General features: G+C 60.4%; 12 protein-coding genes and 4 pseudogenes. 5 read left to right on the top strand and 11 right to left on the bottom strand.

Annotated features, from left to right (window positions below):
• The first annotated feature begins 340 nt into the window (after positions 1–340).
• From nirB to cobA, 4 genes are read left to right on the top strand one after another with little or no spacing between them, the layout of a single operon-like run.
• On the top strand, positions 341–2,794 hold the full coding sequence (gene nirB, locus LJU32_13470) for a nitrite reductase large subunit NirB (GenBank protein ID WKV90992.1): 2,454 nt from the start codon (positions 341–343) through the stop codon (positions 2,792–2,794).
• Entirely contained in the window at positions 2,791–3,108 is a 318-nt protein-coding gene (gene nirD / locus LJU32_13465; GenBank protein WKV90991.1) for a nitrite reductase small subunit NirD, read from the top strand. The genes nirB and nirD overlap by 4 nt, the downstream gene beginning before the upstream one ends.
• Positions 3,108–5,822, top strand: a complete 2,715-nt coding sequence (locus LJU32_13460; GenBank protein WKV90990.1) for a molybdopterin-dependent oxidoreductase — start codon at positions 3,108–3,110, stop codon at positions 5,820–5,822. Before nirD ends, LJU32_13460 begins: the two co-directional genes overlap by 1 nt.
• Before the next feature lie 13 nt (positions 5,823–5,835).
• A complete protein-coding gene (gene cobA, locus LJU32_13455) occupies positions 5,836–6,585 on the top strand; it encodes a uroporphyrinogen-III C-methyltransferase (GenBank protein WKV90989.1) in 750 nt (249 codons plus the stop codon).
• Between the two features lie 74 nt (positions 6,586–6,659).
• On the opposite strand, the gene LJU32_13450 is transcribed toward cobA, so the two are convergent.
• The 8 genes and pseudogenes from LJU32_13450 to ppsA all read right to left on the bottom strand — a co-directional run bounded on the left by LJU32_13450 (position 6,660) and on the right by ppsA (position 14,883).
• Positions 6,660–7,694: an OmpA family protein gene (locus LJU32_13450; protein ID WKV90988.1), complete on the bottom strand. Its 1,035-nt coding sequence runs from the start codon at positions 7,692–7,694 to the stop codon at positions 6,660–6,662.
• Between the two features lie 107 nt (positions 7,695–7,801).
• On the bottom strand, positions 7,802–8,392 hold the full coding sequence (gene sigX, locus LJU32_13445) for an RNA polymerase sigma factor SigX (GenBank protein ID WKV90987.1): 591 nt from the start codon (positions 8,390–8,392) through the stop codon (positions 7,802–7,804).
• 90 nt (positions 8,393–8,482) lie between these two features.
• Positions 8,483–9,306: pseudogene (locus LJU32_13440) on the bottom strand (mechanosensitive ion channel family protein).
• Positions 9,307–9,308: 2 nt separating this feature from the next.
• Positions 9,309–9,557 carry a CrfX protein gene (locus tag LJU32_13435; protein ID WKV90986.1) on the bottom strand — a complete coding sequence of 83 codons (249 nt, stop codon included), beginning with the start codon at positions 9,555–9,557 and terminating at the stop codon, positions 9,309–9,311.
• Between the two features lie 63 nt (positions 9,558–9,620).
• Positions 9,621–10,616, bottom strand: a complete 996-nt coding sequence (locus LJU32_13430; GenBank protein ID WKV90985.1) for a zinc transporter ZntB — start codon at positions 10,614–10,616, stop codon at positions 9,621–9,623.
• A 21-nt stretch (positions 10,617–10,637) separates the two neighbouring features.
• Complete coding sequence (gene rraA, locus LJU32_13425; GenBank protein ID WKV90984.1) at positions 10,638–11,129, bottom strand: ribonuclease E activity regulator RraA; 492 nt, start codon at positions 11,127–11,129, stop codon at positions 10,638–10,640.
• A gap of 211 nt (positions 11,130–11,340) precedes the next feature.
• Positions 11,341–12,330, bottom strand: a complete 990-nt coding sequence (locus tag LJU32_13420; protein ID WKV90983.1) for an alpha/beta hydrolase — start codon at positions 12,328–12,330, stop codon at positions 11,341–11,343.
• A gap of 186 nt (positions 12,331–12,516) precedes the next feature.
• Positions 12,517–14,883, bottom strand: a pseudogene (gene ppsA, locus LJU32_13415) (phosphoenolpyruvate synthase).
• A 173-nt stretch (positions 14,884–15,056) separates the two neighbouring features.
• Between ppsA and LJU32_13410 the strand changes: the two are divergent.
• Positions 15,057–15,875 carry a kinase/pyrophosphorylase gene (locus LJU32_13410; GenBank protein ID WKV90982.1) on the top strand — a complete coding sequence of 273 codons (819 nt, stop codon included), beginning with the start codon at positions 15,057–15,059 and terminating at the stop codon, positions 15,873–15,875.
• Positions 15,876–16,141: 266 nt separating this feature from the next.
• On the opposite strand, the pseudogene prpD reads toward LJU32_13410, so the two are convergent.
• The 3 genes and pseudogenes from prpD to acnD form a co-directional block, all read right to left on the bottom strand.
• Positions 16,142–17,625: pseudogene (gene prpD, locus LJU32_13405) on the bottom strand (2-methylcitrate dehydratase).
• A gap of 186 nt (positions 17,626–17,811) precedes the next feature.
• A pseudogene (prpF, locus tag LJU32_13400) lies at positions 17,812–19,000 on the bottom strand (2-methylaconitate cis-trans isomerase PrpF).
• Between the two features lie 54 nt (positions 19,001–19,054).
• On the bottom strand, positions 19,055–21,649 hold the full coding sequence (gene acnD / locus LJU32_13395; protein ID WKV90981.1) for a Fe/S-dependent 2-methylisocitrate dehydratase AcnD: 2,595 nt from the start codon (positions 21,647–21,649) through the stop codon (positions 19,055–19,057).
• Positions 21,650–21,691 lie beyond the last annotated feature (42 nt).

The raw sequence follows: 21,691 nt of genomic DNA, 5'->3' as shown, positions 1-21,691 counted from the left end.
GCTTGCTCGCGAAGGCGTCAGCCCAATCACCACAACTCTATGTGCCTGAACGCTCCACGAACGGGCAACCCGCTTCGATTCGGTGCAAAAAATCAACGCTATAACCGCGCCTAACCAATAAAACCGCGCTTCGCGTAGTTGGCACAACCACTGCATTACCCTGTTCACCATACATAAAGCCCAACCTTCAACGACGAAGGCTGCGCTTCCCGAGAGAACGGGACCAGGACAAAGGCGTCCTCGCTAGGCAACTAGCGGGACGCCTTTTTTGTTTGCGCAAAATTTGTCGAGCAAGGCCCGACGGCCCACCAGAGGCCAGCCGCAGCTCCCGGAGAACCTGATGAAAAAACTCAAACTGGTGATGATCGGCAATGGCATGGCCGGGGTGCGTACCCTGGAAGAACTGCTCAAGCTGAGCGACGAGCTCTACGACATCACCGTCTTCGGCGCCGAACCGCACACCAACTACAACCGCATCCTGCTGTCGCCGGTGCTGGCCGGTGAGCAGACTTTTGAAGAGATCGTCCTCAACGACCTCGACTGGTATCTGGAAAACAACATCAAGTTGCTGCTCAACCGCAAAGTGGTGGAGATCGACCGGGTCAAACGCCGAGTGATTGCCGAGGACGGCACCGAAGCCGAGTACGACCGCCTGCTGATCGCCACCGGCTCGACCCCGTTCATCCTGCCGATTCCCGGCAACACCTTGCAGGGTGTGATCGGTTACCGCGACATCGCCGACACCCAGGCCATGATCGACACCGCCAGGACCCACAAGCACGCCGTGGTCATCGGCGGCGGCCTGCTCGGCCTCGAAGCGGCCAATGGCCTGATGCTGCGCGGCATGCACGTCACCGTGGTGCACCTCGGCGAATGGTTGCTGGAGCGGCAACTGGACAAGACCAGCGGCCAGCTTCTGCAATCGGCGCTGGAATCCCGTGGCCTGCATTTTCGCCTGTGCGAACAGACCCAAGCCCTGCACGACGCCGGCAATGGCCGGGTCGGCTCGGTGCAGTTCAAGAACGGCGACATCATCCCTGCCGACCTGGTGGTGATGGCCGCCGGCATCCGTCCCAACACCGAACTGGCGGAAAAGGCCGGCATCCCGTGCAATCGCGGGATTCTGGTCAACGACACCCTGCAAACCTACGACCCGCGCATCTACGCGATCGGCGAATGCGCCAGCCATCGCGGCATCGCCTACGGTCTGGTGGCGCCGCTGTTCGAACAAGCCAAGGTCTGCGCCAATCACCTCGCGCAACTGGGTTTCGCTCGCTATCAAGGCTCCGTGACTTCGACCAAATTGAAAGTCACCGGTATCGACCTGTTCTCCGCCGGCGACTTCATGGGCGGCGAAGGCACCGAAACCATCACCCTCTCCGACCCGATCGGCGGCGTGTACAAAAAACTGGTGATCAAGGATGACGTGCTGGTCGGCGCCTGTCTGTACGGCGATACGGCAGATGGCGGTTGGTATTTCCGGCAGATTCGTGAGAATCACGCCATAGGCGAGATCCGCGATCACCTTATGTTCGGCGAAAACGCTTTAGGCGACGTAGGACATCAGGGCCAGGACAAAGCCATGGTCATGGCCGACAGCGCCGAAGTCTGCGGCTGCAACGGTGTGTGCAAGGGCACTATCGTCAAGGCGATTCAGGAACACGGCCTGTTCAGCGTCGACGAAGTGAAGAAACACACCAAAGCGGCCAGTTCCTGCGGTTCCTGCGCCGGTCTGGTCGAGCAGATCCTGATCAATACCGTGGGTGGCGCGGCCGACGTCAAACCGAAAAGCGAAAAAGCCATCTGTGGTTGCAGCGACCTCAACCACGGGCAGATTCGTCGGGCGATCCGTCAGGAACACCTGCTGACCATCGCCGAGACCATGAGTTACCTGAACTGGCGCACACCGAATGGCTGCGCGACTTGCCGCCCGGCGCTCAACTACTACCTGATTTCCACCTGGCCGGGCGAGGCCAAGGACGACCCGCAATCGCGTCTGATCAACGAACGCGCCCACGCCAATATCCAGAAGGACGGCACCTATTCGGTGGTGCCGCGCATGTGGGGCGGCGTGACCAACCCTTCGGAACTGCGGCGGATCGCCGATGTGGCCGACAAGTACAACGTGCCGATGGTCAAGGTCACCGGCGGTCAGCGCATCGACTTGTTGGGTATCAAGAAGCAGGATCTGCCCGGCGTGTGGAAAGACCTCGACATGCCGTCCGGCCACGCCTACGGCAAATCCATCCGCACGGTGAAAACCTGTGTCGGTAGCGAGTTCTGCCGCTTCGGCACACAGAACTCGACGCAACTGGGCATCGAACTCGAGCACGACCTGTTCAACATGTGGTCGCCGCACAAAGTGAAGCTGGCCGTGTCCGGTTGCCCACGCAACTGTTCGGAAGCGGGCATCAAGGACGTAGGAATTATCGGCGTCGACTCCGGCTGGGAGATGTACATCGGTGGCAACGGCGGGATCAAGACCGAAGTCGCCGAGTTCTTCGTCAAGCTCAAGACTGCCGAAGAAGTCCGTGAATACAACGGCGCGTTCCTGCAGCTCTACCGCGAAGAAGCCTTCTACCTCGAGCGCACCGTGCACTACCTGCAACGGGTCGGCATGGAACACATCAAGAAGAACGTGCTTGAAGACGCCGAGCGGCGCAAGGCCTTGAACGAGCGCCTGCAATTCTCCTTGTCGTTCGAACAGGACCCGTGGAAGGAGCGCCTGGCGCAGCCGCAATTGAAGAAAGAATTCGATGTGATCCCCGTGAAAAACCTGGAGGTGCCGGCATGAACTGGCTCGATATCTGTGCACTGGAAGAGATCAACGCCCTCGGTTCGCGGATCATTGCCGGGCCGAAAGGTGACATCGCGATTTTTCGTACAAGCGACGACGAGGTTTTCGCCCTCGATGACCGCTGCCCGCACAAGGGCGGGCCTCTGTCGCAAGGCTTGATCTACGGCAAGCGCGTGGCCTGCCCGCTGCACAACTGGCAGATCGACCTCGAAACCGGCGAAGCCCAGGCGCCGGACATCGGCTGCGCCCATCACCATCCGGCGCGGGTCGAGAATGGTCGTGTGCAACTGGCCCTGCGGGACGCCATCTGATGAACCGCCAGACGACCGCCTCGACCTGCTGTTACTGCGGGGTCGGCTGCGGTGTACTGATCGAGCATGACGGCGAGCGCATTCTCGGCGTCAGCGGCGATCCGGCGCACCCGGCCAACTTCGGCAAACTGTGCAGCAAAGGCTCGACGCTGCACCTGACCGGCGACCTCGCCGCCCGCGCCTTGTACCCGGAACTGCGCCTGGGCAAAGGCCTGGCGCGCGGCCGCACCGACTGGAATACGGCACTGGAACACGCCGCCAACATGTTTGCCGAAACCATCGCCGAGCACGGCCCGGAAAGCGTAGCGTTCTATATCTCAGGGCAGTTGCTCACCGAGGACTACTACGCTTTCAACAAACTGGCGCGGGCGCTGGTCGGCACCAACAACATCGACAGCAATTCGCGGCTGTGCATGTCCTCGGCGGTGGTCGGCTACAAACGCAGCCTCGGCGCCGACGCACCGCCGTGCAGTTACGAAGATCTGGAGCTGAGCGACTGCGTCATGATCGTCGGCAGCAACATGGCCTACGCCCATCCGGTACTTTTCCGTCGTTTGGAGGAAGCCAAATCCCGCCGCCCGCAGATGAAAGTCATCGTCATTGACCCGCGTCGCACCGACACCTGCGATTTGGCTGACCTGCATCTGGCGATTCTTCCGGGTACCGATGTCGCCTTGTTCCATGGGATTTTGCATCTGCTGTTGTGGGAAGACTGGATCGATCGCGATTTCATCAAGGCGCACACCGAAGGCCTCGCCGAGCTTAAAACGCTGGTACGCGATTACACCCCGCAGATGGTTTCGCAGCTGTGTGGCATCAGCATCGAGCAATTGCAGCAGTCCGCGGAATGGGTCGGCACTGCGCCGAGCTTCCTGTCGCTGTGGTGCATGGGCCTGAATCAGTCCACCGCCGGCAGCGCAAAGAACAGCGCGCTGATCAATCTGCACCTGGCCACCGGGCAAATCGGCCGTCCCGGTGCAGGACCTTTCTCACTTACCGGTCAGCCGAACGCCATGGGCGGGCGGGAAACCGGCAGTCTTTCCAATCTGCTGCCCGGTCACCGCGATGCCGCCAACCCGGAGCATCGCGCCGAGGTGGCGGCGTACTGGGGTGTGGAGAGCTTGCCCGAGGCGCCGGGCCTGAGCGCCATCGAACTGTTCGAAAACCTGCGCAGCGGCAAAATCAAAGCGCTGTGGATTGCCTGTACCAACCCGGCGCAATCGATGCCTGATCAGAGCGCAGTCCGCGCAGCGCTTGAGGCCTGCCCTTTTGTGGTGTTGCAGGAAGCTTTTCGCACCACCGAAACCGCTGCGTTTGCCGACCTGCTGTTGCCGGCCGCCAGTTGGGGCGAGAAGGAAGGCTCGGTGACCAACTCCGAGCGGCGCATTTCCCACGTGCGCAAAGCGGTTGTCGCACCGGGCGAAGCGCGGCCGGACTGGGCCATCACGGTGGATTTCGCACAGCGTCTGGAGCAACGTCTGCGCCCCAAGTTGCCGAGCCTGTTCGCTTTTGATCACCCGTCGCAATTGTTTGATGAATTCAAAGCGCTGACCCGTGGGCGAGACCTGGATCTGTCCGGGATCAGTCATGCCTTGATCGACGAGATCGGTCCGCAGCAATGGCCCTTCCCTGCCGGCGCCCGCCAAGGCACGCCACGCTTGTACGGCGACGGCATTTTTCCTACAGCCAATGGCCGCGGGCAGTTCATTGCCGATCCGTATCGCGCCGCGAAGGAACAACGCGACGCGCGCTTCCCGCTGACCTTGATCACCGGTCGCCTGCGTGATCAGTGGCACGGCATGAGCCGCACCGGCACCGCCGCGCAATTGTTCGGCCACGTCAGCGAAGCCGTGCTGAGCCTGCACCCTGACGAAATGCGCCGGCACCGCTTGCAGCCCGGCGATCTGGTCAATCTGAAAAGCCGCCGTGGCGCGGTGATTGTTGCGGTCGGCAGCGACGACAGCGTGCGTCCGGGCCAGGCGTTCCTGCCGATGCACTGGGGCGATCGCTATCTCAAGGGCGGCGTTAACAGCCTGACCCTGCCGGCGTTTGATCCGCTATCGAAACAACCAGAACTCAAACACAGCGGCGTGCGTCTGGAGGCGGTCAACCTGCCGTGGCAATTGTTCGCCCTGATCGAGGGTGATGTTCAACGGCATTTGGAGACGCTACGACCGCTGTGCGAGGCATTTTCCTACGTCAGCCTCAGCCTTGTCGGACGCGAACGTCCGGCGCTGCTGATACGCGCTGCCAGCCGCGAGGCGCCGGATGCGCCATTGCTCGCGCAAATTGACCAGTGCCTGTCACTGATTGACGGCCCGATCCTCGCCTACGACGACCCACGCCGCGCGATTGGCAAACGCGTGCGCATCGAGAACGGCCGGATTACGGCGATTCGTCTGGCCGGCGAAACCCTCGCGCAGCACTGGTTGCAAGGCTTGTGGCTGGAGGGCCGTGCCGACGAGCAATTGCGCCGTTGGCTGCTGGCGCCGATGAGTGCGCCGCCGGGGAATGCCGGCGTGCAGGTGGCGGCCAATAAAACGCTGTGCAACTGCAAAAACGTCAGCCTCATCGCCGTCTGCGCTGGCATTCGCCAGGGTCTGGATCTGCAGGGTCTGAAAAATCAATTGGGCTGCGGCACGCAATGCGGCTCGTGCGTCCCGGAAATCAAACGCTTGCTGGCCGCCGATGTGCAGCCGGCCGCCGTCATCTGACGAGGAAAACACCATGAATGCAAAAGTCTGGCTGGTGGGCGCAGGTCCTGGTGATCCGGAATTGCTGACCCTCAAAGCGGTACGCGCGTTGCGCGCGGCCGATGTGGTGCTGATCGATGACCTGGTCAACGAAGCAGTGCTGGAACACTGCCCTGACGCGCGGATCATTAGCGTGGGCAAACGTGGCGGCTGTCGCTCGACTCCACAGGCGTTCATCCATCGGCTGATGCTGCGTTACGCGCGCCACGGCAAATGCGTGTTGCGGCTCAAGGGTGGCGATCCGTGCATTTTCGGCCGTGGCGGTGAAGAGGCGCAGTGGCTGCGCGAGCGCGGCGTCGACGTGGAACTGGTCAATGGCATCACCGCGGGTCTGGCCGGAGCGACGCAATGCGATATTTCGCTGACCTTGCGCGGCGTGGCCCGCGGCGTGACGCTGGTGACCGCGCACACTCAGGACGACAGCCAACTGAACTGGCAGGCACTGGCCCAGAGCGGCACGACGCTGGTGATTTACATGGGTGTGGCCAAACTCGGCGAGATTCGCCAGCAACTGCTGGCCGGGGGCATGGCGGCGGAAACGCCGGTGGCGATGATCGAAAATGCTTCACTGCCGCAGCAGCGTGAATGCCGCAGTGATCTGAGCGCGATGACTGAGGATGCCCGGCTATTCGATCTCAAAAGCCCTGCGATTCTGGTGATCGGTGCAGTCGCAGCCGCGACTCAGTCCGCGCAATACGATCTGCATTCGATAGCAACGGCCTGACAAACGCAGGCTCACCAAATCGCAGACAAAGAAAAGCCCGGCCTGAGCCGGGCTTTTCCATCAGCGGCAGCTAATTACTTAGCTTGCGCTTCAACCTGCGCTTCTACGCGACGGTTTACAGCGCGGCCAGCGTCAGTTTTGTTGTCAGCAACTGGGCGGGATTCGCCGTAGCCAACAGACTGAACGCGGGACGATTCAACACCGTACTGGTTGGTCAGAACTTGCTTAACGGCGTTTGCACGACGCTCGGACAGTTTCTGGTTGTAAGCGTCAGGACCGACGGAGTCAGTGTGACCTTCAACAGTAGTGGTGGTGGATGGGTACTGCTTCATGAAGTCAGCCAGGTTTTTGATGTCGCCGTAGCTGTTTGGCTTGACTACCGACTTGTCGAAGTCGAATTTCACGTCCAGCTCAACACGAACAACTTCAGCAACTGCTGGGCAGCCATCAGCGTCAACGGTTACGTTGGCTGGGGTGTCCGGGCACTTGTCAACGTTGTCGCAAACGCCATCGTTGTCGCTGTCGGAGCAGACTTCAGCAGGTGCTGGAACTGGAGCAGCAGCTGGCTTGGAGCCGCCACCGAAGTTCACACCGATACCGACGCTAGGAGCCCACTCGGTGTCGCCCTGGTCGATGTTGTACTGAGCTTCAACGCCGGCACGGGCGTAGAAGTTCTCGGTGAAGTACAGCTTGGCACCGCCGCCAACGTTGGCGAAGGTGGAACGGTTACGACCGTTCGAACCGTTCTGGTCGATGCTCTGGTCAGAGAAACCGGCCGAAACGTATGGACGAATCATGTCGCCTGGGTTGTTGAAGTGGTACAGAGCGTCCAGAGCGGTGTTAGCGCCTTTGACGTTCTTGCCATCGTCGGCACGTACGTTGTGCACTTCGTCGTAGCCCAGACGCAGTTCAACGTCGTCGGTCAGGAAGTAACCGATCGAACCGCCGAACAGGTTGCCGTTGTTCTTGAAGTTACGAGCGCTGTCGAATTGTTCTTTCTTAGCGAAGCCTTCGATTTCAACTGCGCCTTGGCCTTGTGCCAGAGCGCCGAACGAAGTGGCGGCAATCAGAGAACCAATGGCCAAGCCCAAGGTGTTTTTCAGTTTCATCCGTTAAATCCCCATCTGGTGATTGTGAAGCAGTCCCGCAAACCGGGGGACAACTCGGCGGCAAGTCTATCAGAACTTGCCTACACGTAAGAGATATTTGCGCTGAACTAAGTTTCAGCAATGCCTGCAAATTTCTCACGCAATTTATCTAGAGCGCGTTTGTAACGCATTTTTGTCGCACTCAAACCCATGTGCATGATGTCTGCGATCTCCTGAAACTCCAGCTCTGCGACAAATCGTAGCACCAGAATTTCGCGGTCAATCGGATTCACATACACCAGCCAGCGATCAAGCCCACCCTTCTCCTCCGGCTTCGGCGCCTTTTCTTCAGACGCTTCTTCAAGAGGGTCCAGACTGAGAGCGTCCATCAAGCGACGCTTACGCCGTTCCTTCCGATACTGCGTGATGCATTCGTTGTAAGTGATGCTGTAAAGCCAGGTTTTGAACTTCGATTTCCCCTCGAAGTTCTTCAGGCCGTACAGCACCTTCAGCATCACTTCCTGACAGACATCGTCTGCGTCGCGATCGTTCCCAAGATATCTCGCGCAGACGTTAAATAATGTTCGCTGGTAACGCCGCATCAACTCTTCGTAGGCGCGCGTTACGTGAAACAGCTCGGTATGCGAGCGCGCGACCAACTCCTCATCAGAGAGCTCGCGGGGGTCGTAGCGCGTGGATAGCGGTTGGGCTTTATTCAAAACAAGTCGTGCCGACAGTCAGGTCAATGTCCGCCACAACCAGCCTCGGCTGGCATTTTGCGGCGGCATACATTAGCAGGGTTTGCCGGTTTAGCGGCTACTCACATGCTGTTCCAGCAGGATCCGATTGGAAAGAGAGACTAGCTCACCCTCATCGGTCAGCAATGTGGTTTTAACCGTGCCGATCTCTTCGATCTGGCCTTCGACCTCGCCAACACGCACTTGTTGCCCAACCTCATACAGCTCACGCACATAGATTCCCGCAAGAATCTGACCGGCAATTTCCGGCTTCCCAAACCCATGGCCAGCGCAACTGCCAGACCAACGGTAATCAATACGATGACAATCACATGGTTCAGCAGGTCAGTCTTGACCTCGAGCTGGCTGATCGCAACCGAGATGCTGATGATGATCACCAGCCCTTGCGCGATCCGCCCCAACCCGGAAGCGTAGTCCAGGCCTACGCCTTCTGCTGCGCCGCGCACCAGCCCGTTGGCCAGTTGCGCCAGCAGGACTCCGACCAGCAACACCAGCGCGGCGCCGAATACTTTCGGCAGATACAACGCCAGCATATCCAGCGTAGCTGAAACTCGCTCAAGGCCAAGGGATTCTGCCGCAGAAACCAGAAAGATCAGCAGAACGAACCAATAAACGATTTTACCGATCAGCGTCGAGATCGGCACCTGCAGACCGGCGCGCGACATCAACTTGGTCAACCCGGTGCCGCCCATCAGGCGATCGAGGCCCAGTTTGGCGAGCAATTTGGAAAGCAAGGTGTCGAGCAGTTTGGCCACGACGAAACCCAACAGCAGCACAACCAGTGCGCCGAACAGGTTCGGAATGAAATTAGCGACTTTGGTCCACAACGCAGTCATTGCAGTGACGAGGCTCTGAGTCCAGAGATCAAGTTCCATATTCAATCAGCCTTATCAGCAGTGCGAGCAGTGGTTTTACGGAGACGGGAAACCGGCGAGACATGCGCCGAGCCATTGTTCAGGGCGATCATCAGCGCGGGCAGCCAGCGGCCCAGCAGGCTGAACAGATCGCCGGCGCCGACCTGGCGGTTGGCGGTTTTGAGTACGCGGCCCAGGCACGCATCGTCGTCGCGGCTGGACGGCGAAGCGTTGAGCATGTCGCGCAAAGACTGTTCAAACGGATCGTGCATACGCACCTCTCGTGATGTCTGTGAAAGACGCGGGCAGATTTGCTCGGGTCACATGCGCCATGTTCACACCCAGCGCAATCGACGGAACAACCACCACTGGCCGAATGCCAGGGCGAGTACCGTCAGGCAGGCAATCAGGAAACCATACGGGCTCTCGGCGAACGGAATCCCGCCGACATTGATACCCAGCAGACCGGTGATGAAACTCATCGGCAAAAAGATGCAGGTAATGATGCCGAAGCGGTACATGGTGCGATTCATGTGCACGCTCAAACGCCGGTCTTCGGCCTCCAGCACAAGCCCCACGCGCTCTCGGGTCAATTCGAGCTCTTCCAGATAACGGGTCAGGCTGTTGTTCAATTCGTTCCAGTAGTCGGCGTCGTCTTCAACGAACCAAGGCAGTTTTATCCGCGTCAGTTGTCCGAAAATGTCCCGCTGCGGCGCAAGAAAGCGCTTCAGCCCGGCTGCCCGACGGCGGATGTGCAAAATGGCGCCATGCTCGAGGGTATACCGTTCGTCGGCATCGAGTTTTTCTTCCTCTTCATCGACCACTTCCGACAGGCACGTGACCAGATCCTGCACTTTATTGGTGAGGAACTGCGCCAGATACAGCATCAATTCAGAGGAGGTTTTCGGGCCTTTGCCCTCGCCAAGCAGCGTCATCAGCTCATCCGTGGCGCGCAACGGACGCAAACGCAGGGAAATCACCCGCTGAGCGGAAGCGAAGATCCGCACCGAGACCATGTCTTCCGGCTCGGCGCCGGGGTTGAGATTGACCCCGCGCAAAAACAACAGCAGCTCGGAGTCGGGCAACGGCAACAGACGCGGCCGGGTATTTTCTTCCAGCAGCAGATCGCAGGTGAATTCATTGAGCCCGCTGGACTTGCGCAGCCAGGTCTGGGTCTGCGGATGGCTGCGGTCCCAGTGCAGCCACAGGCTTTCATGGGCCTGCAACTGCAAATCGTCGAGCTCAGTCCGGGCTATCGAACGCGCACCGCCCTTGCCATCCAGCACCAGGGCATGCACCAGCCCCCATTGCGCGTTTTCTTCCTCGAACATCCGCATCCCTTGTCGAAAAGCTTATTCAGGCATTTTCAGCGGAGTCGGCGAAACAATCACGCCGTTGTTGTCCGCATAAATGTACTGACCGGGGTGAAACGTCACGCCGGCGAAGGTCACCGGAACATTGAGGTCGCCGATGCCGCGCTTGTCGGTTTTCATCGGGTGACTGGCCAGCGCCTGCACGCCGAGATCGGTCTGCGCAATGACGTCGACGTCACGGATGCAACCGTAGATCACCAGCCCTTCCCAACCGTTCTGCGCGGCCTTGGCGGCAATCATGTCGCCCAGCAGGGCGCGGCGCAGCGAGCCGCCACCGTCGACCACCAGCACTTTGCCCTTGCCGTTGAGCTCGGCTTGCTCCTTGACCAGCGAATTGTCTTCGAAGCACTTGATGGTCACGATTTCGCCGCCGAAGGAATCGCGGCCGCCGAAATTGCTGAACATCGGTTCCAGCACCTGTACCAGCTCCGGATAGGCGTCGCACAGATCAGGCGTAAGGTAATGTTCCATCGAAAAACTCCTGTAACAAGGAAGACGATCAAGGGATGCCGCATTCTGATGAGACGAGTTCCGGCGGTCGCTGTTTACCTTAGTCCATGCCATGGTCGCTGAGCGAACCTGAACCGCGGCTGAAACGTTATCGCTAAACAGTCACCAAATATGACCGGAACCGCACAATGCGTCATATCTTAGCCGCAAGCCAGGCTGAACGGAACGCCCCTCACCCTGCAGCGGCCAGATCCGCCGTCTGCGCCAGCAATGGCGTCTGCTGATCGTTCAACCAGCGCGTCACCAGCGGCCAGACCTCAGCCTGCGCCGCTTTGCTCACCAGCATTTCGACATGACCGAAATTATCCGAGAAGCCCTGCTCGCGGCCGAGATTGATGAACTGCTTGTGCTCGGAGCCGATCTGCTCGAACAGCTTGCGGCAGGCCCACGCCGGATCCTGATGATCGCCCGCTGCCGTCACGGCCAGCACCGGCACCTGAACCTCGGCGAGCCCCGCCCACCAGTCCTTGTCCTTGTCGCCGAAGCGGCCAAACAAGCCGTACCAGCGCATGCTTTCGATGGCCAGGCCGATCGGCTCGTCTTCCGGACCGCGTTTGAGGCGTGAGCCGGACAACTGCGCGAAACGCTTGAGAATAAAGCGCCCGCCCCACTCCACCGGTGGGATTTTCAACGGCCAATAGGTGCGGCTGACCTGCGTGCCGAAAAACGCCGCCGAGGCCACGGCCGGTTCGCCAAGGTATTCGCCACCGAGCGCTGCTGCCAAGGTGATGCCGCCCAGCGAATGGCCGATCCAATGCGGGATCTGCCCGCTCTGCTCACGCACGAACGCGGCAATCGCCGGCAGGTCGTAACGGGCGTAGTCGGCGACACGGTTGCGCCGATAGTCTTCGTTGCGCTGGGACAGGCCGTGACCGCGCATTTCCGGAATCCACACGTCGAAGCCCAGCCGCGTCAGATACGCGCCGAGCCCGAGGCCTTTGGGGGAAAACCAGAAGCGCCGATTGGAAAAGCTGCCGTGCAACAGAATCACCGGCACGCCGCGTGGCGCCGTGTCATCGGCCATGCCCAGGCGGGTGACGGCGATTTCCACGGACCAGTCCGGGCTGTTGCCGGGTTTCAATCGATAGACGTCTTCGCTCAGATCGCCGCGCCGCTCGGCGCTGATCAGCGCGACAGGAAACAGGTTGCTGCTGCTTTGCATAATGCTCTTGCACAAAAAAGGGCGGCATCCGATGGAGCCCGCCCTACTTCAATCTCAAGGCCCGGCCCATGTGGGAGCGAGCCTGCTCGCGAAAGCGGTGTATCAGCCAACATCCATGGGTGAATGTTGCTGCGTCTTCGCGAGCAGGCTCGCTCCCACATGGGGCGCGGGCCAATTACATACTGATCAAGCCTGACCTTCGGCGAGGAAGAACCAGGTTTCCAGCACGGTGTCCGGGTTCAGCGACACGCTTTCGATGCCCTGTTCCATCAGCCACTTGGCCAGATCCGGGTGGTCGGAAGGACCCTGACCGCAGATACCGATGTACTTGCCAGCCTTGTTGCACGCCTGAATGGCGTTGGCCAACAGCTTCTTCACCGCCGGATTCCGCTCGTCGAACAGGTGCGCGATGATCCCCGAATCGCGGTCCAGACCCAAAGTCAGTTGGGTCAGGTCGTTGGAGCCGATCGAGAAGCCGTCGAAGAATTCGAGGAATTCCTCAGCCAGAATCGCGTTGGATGGCAGCTCGCACATCATGATCACGCGCAGACCGTTCTCGCCGCGCTTCAAGCCGTTTTCGGCGAGCAGATCGACCACTTGGCTGGCTTCGCCGAGAGTACGGACGAACGGCACCATGATTTCCACGTTGGTCAGGCCCATCTCGTTGCGCACGCGTTTCAGCGCGCGGCATTCGAGTTCGAAGCAGTCGCGGAACGATTCGCTGATGTAACGCGAAGCGCCACGGAAGCCCAGCATCGGGTTTTCTTCTTCCGGCTCGTAGAGCTTGCCGCCGATCAGGTTGGCGTATTCGTTGGACTTGAAGTCCGACAGACGCACGATGACTTTTTCGGCGTGAACGCGGCAGCCAGGGTGCTGATGCCTTCGACCAGTTTGTCGACATAGAAGTCGACCGGGTCGCTGTAACCGGCAATACGCTTGTCGACGCTGTCTTTGATTTCCTGCGGCAGGCCGTCGTAGTTCAACAGCGCTTTCGGGTGCACGCCGATCATGCGGTTGATGATGAATTCCAGACGCGCCAGACCGACGCCGGCGTTCGGCAATTGGGCGAAGTCGAAGGCGCGATCCGGGTTGCCGACGTTCATCATGATCTTGAACGGCAGCTCCGGCATGGCGTCGACGGAGTTCTTCTTGATGTCGAAGCCCAGTTCGCCTTCGAAGATGTAACCGGTGTCGCCTTCGGCGCAGGACACGGTCACGCCCTGGCCATCCTTCAGCAGCTGGGTGGCGTTGCCGCAACCCACAACGGCCGGAATGCCCAGCTCGCGGGCGATGATCGCCGCGTGGCAGGTACGCCCGCCACGGTTGGTGACAATGGCGCTGGCGCGCTTCATGACCGGTTCCCAGTCCGGGTCGGTCATGTCGGAAACCAGCACATCGCCCGGCTGGACTTTGTCCATTTCCGAGACGTCTTTGATGATGCGTACTTTACCGGCGCCGATGCGCTGGCCGATCGCCCGACCTTCCACCAGCACGGTGCCGGTTTCTTTCAGCAGGTAACGTTCCATGACGTTGGCCTGGGTGCGGCTTTTCACGGTTTCCGGACGCGCTTGCACGATGTACAGCTTGCCGTCGTCACCGTCCTTGGCCCACTCGATGTCCATCGGGCAGCCGTAGTGTTTTTCGATGATCATCGCCTGCTTGGCCAGCTCGCTGACTTCGGCGTCGGTCAAGCAGAAACGCGCGCGCTCGGCCTTGTCGACATCGACGGTCTTGACCGAACGACCGGCCTTGGCTTCGTCGCCGTAGATCATCTTGATGGCTTTGCTGCCCAGGTTGCGCCGCAGGATCGCCGGCCGACCAGCCTCCAGCGTGCCTTTGTGTACGTAAAACTCATCCGGGTTGACCGCGCCTTGTACGACGGTTTCGCCCAGGCCGTAAGCGCCGGTGATGAACACCACGTCACGGAAACCCGATTCGGTATCGAGGGTGAACATCACGCCGGCGGTGCCGGTTTCCGAACGCACCATGCGTTGCACGCCAGCCGACAGGGCGACCAGTTTGTGGTCGAAGCCCTGGTGCACGCGGTAGGAAATCGCACGGTCGTTGAACAGCGAAGCGAACACCTCTTTGGCGGCGCGGATAACGTTTTCCACACCACGGATGTTCAGGAAGGTTTCCTGCTGACCGGCGAAGGAGGCGTCCGGCAAGTCTTCGGCGGTGGCGGAAGACCGCACGGCCACGGCCACATCAGGATTACCGGCCGACAGCGCAGCGAACGCGGTGCGGATCTCGGTATTGAGCTTTTCAGGGAATTCGGCGTCCATGATCCATTGACGGATCTGCGCGCCGGTCTTGGCCAGAGCATTGACGTCGTCGACGTCGAGCGCGTCGAGGGCCTTGTGGATCTGCTCGTTCAGGCCGCTCAGTTCGAGGAAGTCACGATAGGCCTGAGCCGTCGTGGCGAAGCCGCCGGGGACCGAAACACCGGCGCCTGCCAGGTTACTGATCATCTCGCCCAGGGATGCGTTCTTGCCCCCACATGCTCAACATCGTGTTTGCCGAGCTTATCGAGGAAACTACGTACTCTACCAAGGTGATCTCTCCACTAACTGTGTTGGAAAAGCTCAGAAACCGGCGGCCCGGGGAGCCTTGGCCGGTTGTATGGCCTGGACCTGGAAAATAAGTGAGAATGCGGGCCAATGGCGGCCGGCAAATCGCGCCTATCATATCCAAGATTCGTTACTAGCTTAAGGCCCAAGGTGCAAATGAAACGATCTGCTTTCTTCATCTCCGATGGCACCGGCATTACCGCCGAAACCCTGGGTCAAAGCCTGTTGGCGCAGTTCGAAAACATCACCTTCAGCAAATTCACGCGGCCTTACATCGACAGCGTGGAAAAAGCGCGGGCCATGGTACAACAAATCAACAAAGCCGCTGAAACCGACGGCTTTCGCCCGATCATCTTCGACACCATCGTCAATCAGGACATTCGTGAGATTCTCGCAACGTCCAATGGTTTCATGATCGACATTTTCTCGACCTTCCTCGCGCCGCTCGAACAGGAGCTCACCGAGCATTCTTCCTACACCGTGGGCAAATCCCACTCCATCGGGCACAACTCCAATTACATGGAGCGCATCGAGGCGGTGAACTTCGCCCTCGACAACGATGACGGCGCGCGCACCCACTATTACGACAAAGCCGATCTGATACTAGTGGGCGTGTCGCGATGCGGCAAAACGCCGACGTGTCTGTACATGGCCATGCAGTTTGGCATCCGCGCGGCCAACTATCCGCTGACCGAAGACGACATGGAACGCCTGACCCTGCCCACCGCCCTGCGCGCTCATCAGCACAAGCTGTTCGGCCTGACCATCGACCCCGACCGCCTGACCGCGATCCGCAATGAGCGCAAGCCCAACAGCCGTTATTCGAGCTACGCCCAGTGCGAGTTCGAAGTGCGCGAAGTGGAAAACCTGTTCCGCCGCGAGAACATTCCCCATATCAATTCCACGCATTTCTCGGTGGAAGAGATTTCGGCGAAGATTCTGGTGGAAAAAGGCGTTGAGCGGCGTTTCAAGTAGGTTTGCGGTGCCAGATCTGACGCCTTCGCGGGCAAGCCCGCTCCCACAGGGTTTCGTGGTGGATACAACATTGCAACCAGCCTGAAAAACCTGTGGGAGCGGGCTTGCCCGCGAAGGCGGTGGCACATTCAGCATCAATGGTGTCTGACCCACCGCTATCGCGAGCAGACTCACTCCTACAGGTGCTGAAGGCGTTCACAATTCCTGTGTTCATCACGAAACCCTGTGGGAGCCAGCCTGCTGGCGAAGAACGATAACGCGCTCTGTCAGATCACAAACAGATCAATGAATCGATTCACCGCTGTGGCTTCCAGCCGCGCCTGATCCCCGCACAGCGCAAAAATCTGCGCGCAACGCTGGCCGGCAAACCGTGTGGCCAGGTTGGCCTTGAACTTGTCCTCCAGCAACGGAATGCCCTCGGCGCGGCGGCGGCGATGGCCGATCGGGTATTCCACCACGACGTTATCGGTGCTGCTGCCGTCCTTGAAAAACACCTGCACGGCGTTGGCAATCGAGCGTTTGTCGGGCTCAAGGTATTCGCGGGTGAAGCGCGGTTCTTCGACGATGAGCATTTTTTCGCGCAGCACATCGATGATCGGGTGCGCGTTGTGGAAGTCGTCTTCGTAGTGCTCGGCTATCAGATTGCCGAAAGCCAGCGGCACGGCGGTCATGTATTGCAGGCAATGATCGCGGTCGGCGGCGTTCGCCAGCGGGCCGACCTTGGAAATGATGCGGATCGCCGATTCATGGGTGGTAATGACGATGCGGTCGATCTCATGCAGGCGATTGCGCACCAGCGGATGCAAGGTCACCGCCGCCTCGCAGGCGGTCTGCGCATGGAATTCGGCGGGGAAGCTGATCTTGAATAGCACGTTTTCCATCACGTAACTGCCGAACGGCCGGGAAAAGCTGAAAGCGCGCTTGTCCTCGGGTTTCAGCGCCAGATCATTGTTGGTATGGCTGAACGATACCTCATAGAAGCCCCACTGCTTCGCGCTCAACACACCGGGAATACCCATCTCGCCGCGCATGGCGATGTCGGCCAGCCTTACGCCACGACTCGCCGCATCCCCGCCGCCCAGGATTTGCGCGAGCCGGCGTTCGGCGCATGCCGATAAGTGCGCAATGCCTGACCATCGGCGAAGGCGTGGGACAGTGCCGACAACAGCTGCTCGCGATTGGCGCCCATCAGTCGGGCGCTGACGGCAGTTGATGCGACTTTCACCAGAATGACGTGATCGAGTCCTACCCGGTTGAAGGAGTTTTCCAAGGCGATCACGCCTTGAATCTCGTGGGCAATGATCATCGCTTCCAGCACATCGCGGACCGTCAGCGGCGCCTCACCATTGGCGACGCGTTTTTGCGACAGGTGATCGGCAACGGCGAGGATGGCGCCGAGGTTGTCCGACGGATGGCCCCACTCGGCGGCGAGCCAGGTGTCGTTATAGTCGAGCCAGCGGACGATGCAGCCGATATCCCACGCGGCTTTGACCGGGTCGAGACGATAACTGGTGCCCGGCACTCGTGCACCGAACGGTACAACCGTGCCCTCGACGAGCGGGCCAAGGTGTTTCGTGCATTCGGGGAAACGCAGGGCCAGCAAGCCGCAGCCCAGCGTATCGATCAGGCAATTGCGCGCGGTGTCCAGCGCCTCGGCGGAGTCGGGCTTGAAGGTGAGGACGTAGTCGGCGATGTCCTGCAGGACTGCGTCGTAATCGGGGCGATTGTTCAGGTCGACGTTGGCGCTCATGTTCGATTCACTCGTGAAGTGGTTCGTTGATGGGACCTCGGTTCAGGGCTAACGATTTCTTATGATTGAAATGCAATCCACAGTGGGAGCGAGCCTGCTCGCGAAGGCTGAGTGTCAGTCAACATTTGCATGTCTGATGCATCGCTTTCGCGAGCAGGCTCGCTCCCACAGGGATATTGCTGTTGCTTAAAAGCAATCACCGGGCACGCGGACGTAACCTTCCATGAGCACCCGCGCACTGCGGCTCATGATGGCTTTTTCACCATCCACTCGCCATTCTCCAGCGTCGCCTCAGCGCCCACGCGCAACGTCCCGGACGGATGCCCGAAACGCACCGCATTGCGTTCAACGCCCCCGCCGCAAGATTGACCAACGTCCCGGAAATAGCTGCCGCCGTGCCGATCGCCACTGCCGCCGTGCCCATCATTGCGTGGTGCAGCTTGCCCATCGACAACGCGCGCACCAGCAGATCCACGTCACCAGCAGCGATCGCTTTGCCACTCGACGCCACGTAATCCGCAGGTTTGGCAACGAATGCGACTTTCGGCGTGTGCTGCCGCTTGGCGGCTTCTTCCAGATTGGCGATCAGGCCCATGCGCAACGCACCGTAGGCACGAATCGTCTCGAACATCAGCAGTGCTTGCGGATCGCCGTTGATCGCGCCCTGGAGTTCGGTGCCGGTGTAGCCGATGTCTTCGGCGTTGACGAAGATCGTCGGGATCCCGGCGTTGATCATGGTCGCCTTGAACGTGCCGACACCCGGCACTTCCAGCTCATCGACCAGATTGCCGGTAGGGAACATCGAGCCACCACCGCCCTCTTCTTCCGCCGCCGGCTCCATGAATTCCACTTGCACTTCGGCCGCCGGAAAGGTCACGCCGTCGAGCTCGAAATCACCGGTTTCCTGCACTTCGCCATCGGTGATCGGCACGTGGGCAATAATCGTTTTGCCGATGTTGGCCTGCCACACGCGCACCACCGCAACACCGTTGTCCGGGATGCGGCTGGCGTCGACCAGACCGTTGCTGATGGCGAACGAACCGACCGCCGCCGAGAGGTTGCCGCAATTGCCGCTCCAGTCGACGAACGGCTTGTCGATCGAGACCTGACCGAACAGGTAGTCGACGTCGTGATCGGCACGGGTGCTTTTCGACAGGATCACGGTTTTGCTGGTGCTCGACGTCGCGCCGCCCATGCCGTCGATCTGCTTGTCGTACGGGTCGGGGCTGCCGATCACCCGCAGCAATAAAGCATCGCGGGCCGGGCCTGGAACCTGCGCGGCTTCGGGCAGATCCGTGAGGCTGAAGAACACGCCTTTGCTGGTGCCGCCGCGCATGTAGGTGGCGGGGATCTTGATTTGTGGTGCGTGAGCCATATTGCTCCTTACCGAAAGCATAGGACTTGAAATCCCATGCCCACATCAGTTGATTTAAACGGCAACCGCCGACTCTTCGAGGAAGTCCTGTGCGAAGCGCTGCAACACGCCGCCGGCCTCGTAGATCGACACTTCTTCAGCGGTATCGAGGCGGCAGGTCACCGGCACTTCGACGCGCTCGCCATTCTTGCGGTTGATCACCAGCGTCAGATCCGCGCGCGGCTTGCGCTCGCCGATCACGTCGTAGGTTTCGCTACCATCGATGGCCAGGGTGTGGCGATTGGTGCCGGGTTTGAATTCCAGCGGCAACACGCCCATGCCCACCAGGTTGGTGCGGTGAATACGCTCGAACCCTTCAGCGGCAATCGCCTCGACACCGGCCAGGCGTACGCCTTTCGCCGCCCAGTCACGGGAGGAACCCTGACCGTAATCGGCGCCGGCAATGATGATCAGCGGCTGCTTGCGCTGCATGTAGGTTTCGATCGCTTCCCACATGCGCATGACCTGGCCTTCCGGCTCGACGCGCGCCAGCGAACCCTGCTTGACCTTGCCGTTTTCCACGACCATTTCGTTGAACAGCTTCGGATTGGCGAACGTTGCGCGCTGGGCGGTCAGGTGATCGCCACGGTGGGTGGCGTAGGAGTTGAAGTCCTCTTCCGGCAGGCCCATTTTCGCCAGGTATTCGCCGGCGGCGCTGTCGAGCATGATCGCGTTCGATGGCGACAGGTGATCAGTGGTGATGTTGTCCGGCAGCACCGCCAGCGGGCGCATGCCCTTCAATGGACGGGCGCCGGCCAGTGCGCCTTCCCAGTACGGCGGACGGCGGATGTAGGTGCTCATCTCGCGCCAGTCATACAGCGGCGCGACTTTCGGCCCGGTGTCTTCATGCACGGCGAACATCGGAATGTAGACCTGACGGAACTGCTCGGGCTTGACCGAAGATTTCACCACCGCATCGATTTCTTCATCGCTCGGCCAAATGTCTTTCAGGCGAATTTCCCGACCATCGACCACGCCCAGCACATCCTTCTCGATATCGAAACGGATGGTCCCGGCGATCGCGTAGGCAACCACCAGCGGCGGCGAGGCGAGGAATGCCTGTTTGGCGTACGGGTGAATGCGCCCGTCGAAGTTGCGGTTGCCGGAAAGCACGGCGGTGGCATACAGATCGCGGTTAATGATCTCTTGCTGGATCACCGGATCGAGGGCGCCGGACATGCCGTTGCAAGTGGTGCAGGCAAATGCCACAACGCCGAAACCGAGCTGTTCCAGCTCAGTGGTCAGCCCCGCTTCGTCGAGGTACAGCGCCACGGTTTTCGAACCCGGCGCCAGCGAAGATTTCACCCACGGCTTGCGGGTCAGGCCGAGCTGGTTGGCATTGCGCGCCAAGAGGCCGGCGGCGATGACGTTGCGTGGGTTGCTGGTGTTGGTGCAACTGGTGATAGCGGCGATGATCACTGCGCCATCGGGCATTTGCCCCGGCACGTCATCCCATTGGCCGGAGATGCCTTTGGCCGCCAGATCGGACACCGCGACGCGGGCGTGCGGGTTGCTCGGCCCGGCCATGTTGCGCACCACCGAAGACAAATCGAAGGTCAGCCCGCGCTCGTATTGCGCGCCTATCAGGCTGTCAGCCCACAGGCCGGTGAGCTTGGCGTACTGCTCGACCAGTTGAACCTGCTGGTCTTCACGACCGGTCAGTTTCAGGTAATCGATGGTCTGCTGGTCGATGTAGAACATCGCCGCCGTGGCGCCGTATTCCGGGGCCATGTTGGAGATGGTCGCGCGATCGCCGAGGGTCAGCGCTGCTGCACCTTCGCCGAAGAACTCCAGCCAGGCACCGACGACTTTCTGTTTGCGCAGGTATTCGGTCAGGGCCAGGACCATGTCGGTGGCGGTGATGCCCGGTTGCAGCTTGCCGGTCAGTTCGACGCCGACGCTTTCCGGCAGGCGCATCCACGACGCGCGGCCGAGCATCACACTTTCGGCTTCGAGGCCGCCGACACCGATGGCGATCACGCCCAGCGCATCGACGTGCGGCGTGTGGCTGTCGGTGCCGACGCAGGTGTCGGGGAACGCCACGCCTTCGCGCACCTGAATCACCGGCGACATTTTCTCCAGGTTGATCTGGTGCATGATGCCGTTGCCCGGCGGGATCACATCGACGTTCTTGAAAGCCTTTTTGGTCCAGTTGATGAAGTGGAAACGGTCTTCGTTGCGGCGGTCTTCTATGGCGCGGTTCTTCTCGAAGGCTTGGGCATCGAAACCGCCCGCCTCAACGGCCAGCGAGTGGTCGACGATCAACTGCGTCGGCACCACCGGGTTGACCTGCGCCGGGTCGCCGCCCTGCAAAGCGATGGCGTCACGCAGGCCAGCGAGGTCGACCAGCGCGGTCTGGCCGAGGATGTCATGGCAGACCACCCGCGCCGGGAACCACGGGAAATCCAGATCGCGTTTGCGCTCGATCAGTTGCTTCAGCGAATCGGTGAGCGTGGCCGGGTCGCAGCGACGCACGAGGTTTTCCGCCAGCACGCGGGAGGTGTACGGCAGGGTGTCGTAGCTGCCAGGCGCAATCGCCTCGACCGCCGCGCGGCTGTCGAAGTAATCCAGCGGCGTGCCGGGCAGGTTCTTGCGGAATTCTGTGTTCATCGGGTCAGGACTCGGGTCACGGTGATTACAAGTGATGGGCGT

The sequence above is a fragment of the Pseudomonas sp. B21_DOA genome, from assembly GCA_030544685.1.
Taxonomy (GTDB): Bacteria; Pseudomonadota; Gammaproteobacteria; order Pseudomonadales; family Pseudomonadaceae; genus Aquipseudomonas; species Aquipseudomonas fluorescens_AO.
The sequence above is the reverse complement of the archived record's forward strand: the minus strand, read 5'-3'. Positions and strand labels throughout refer to the sequence as shown.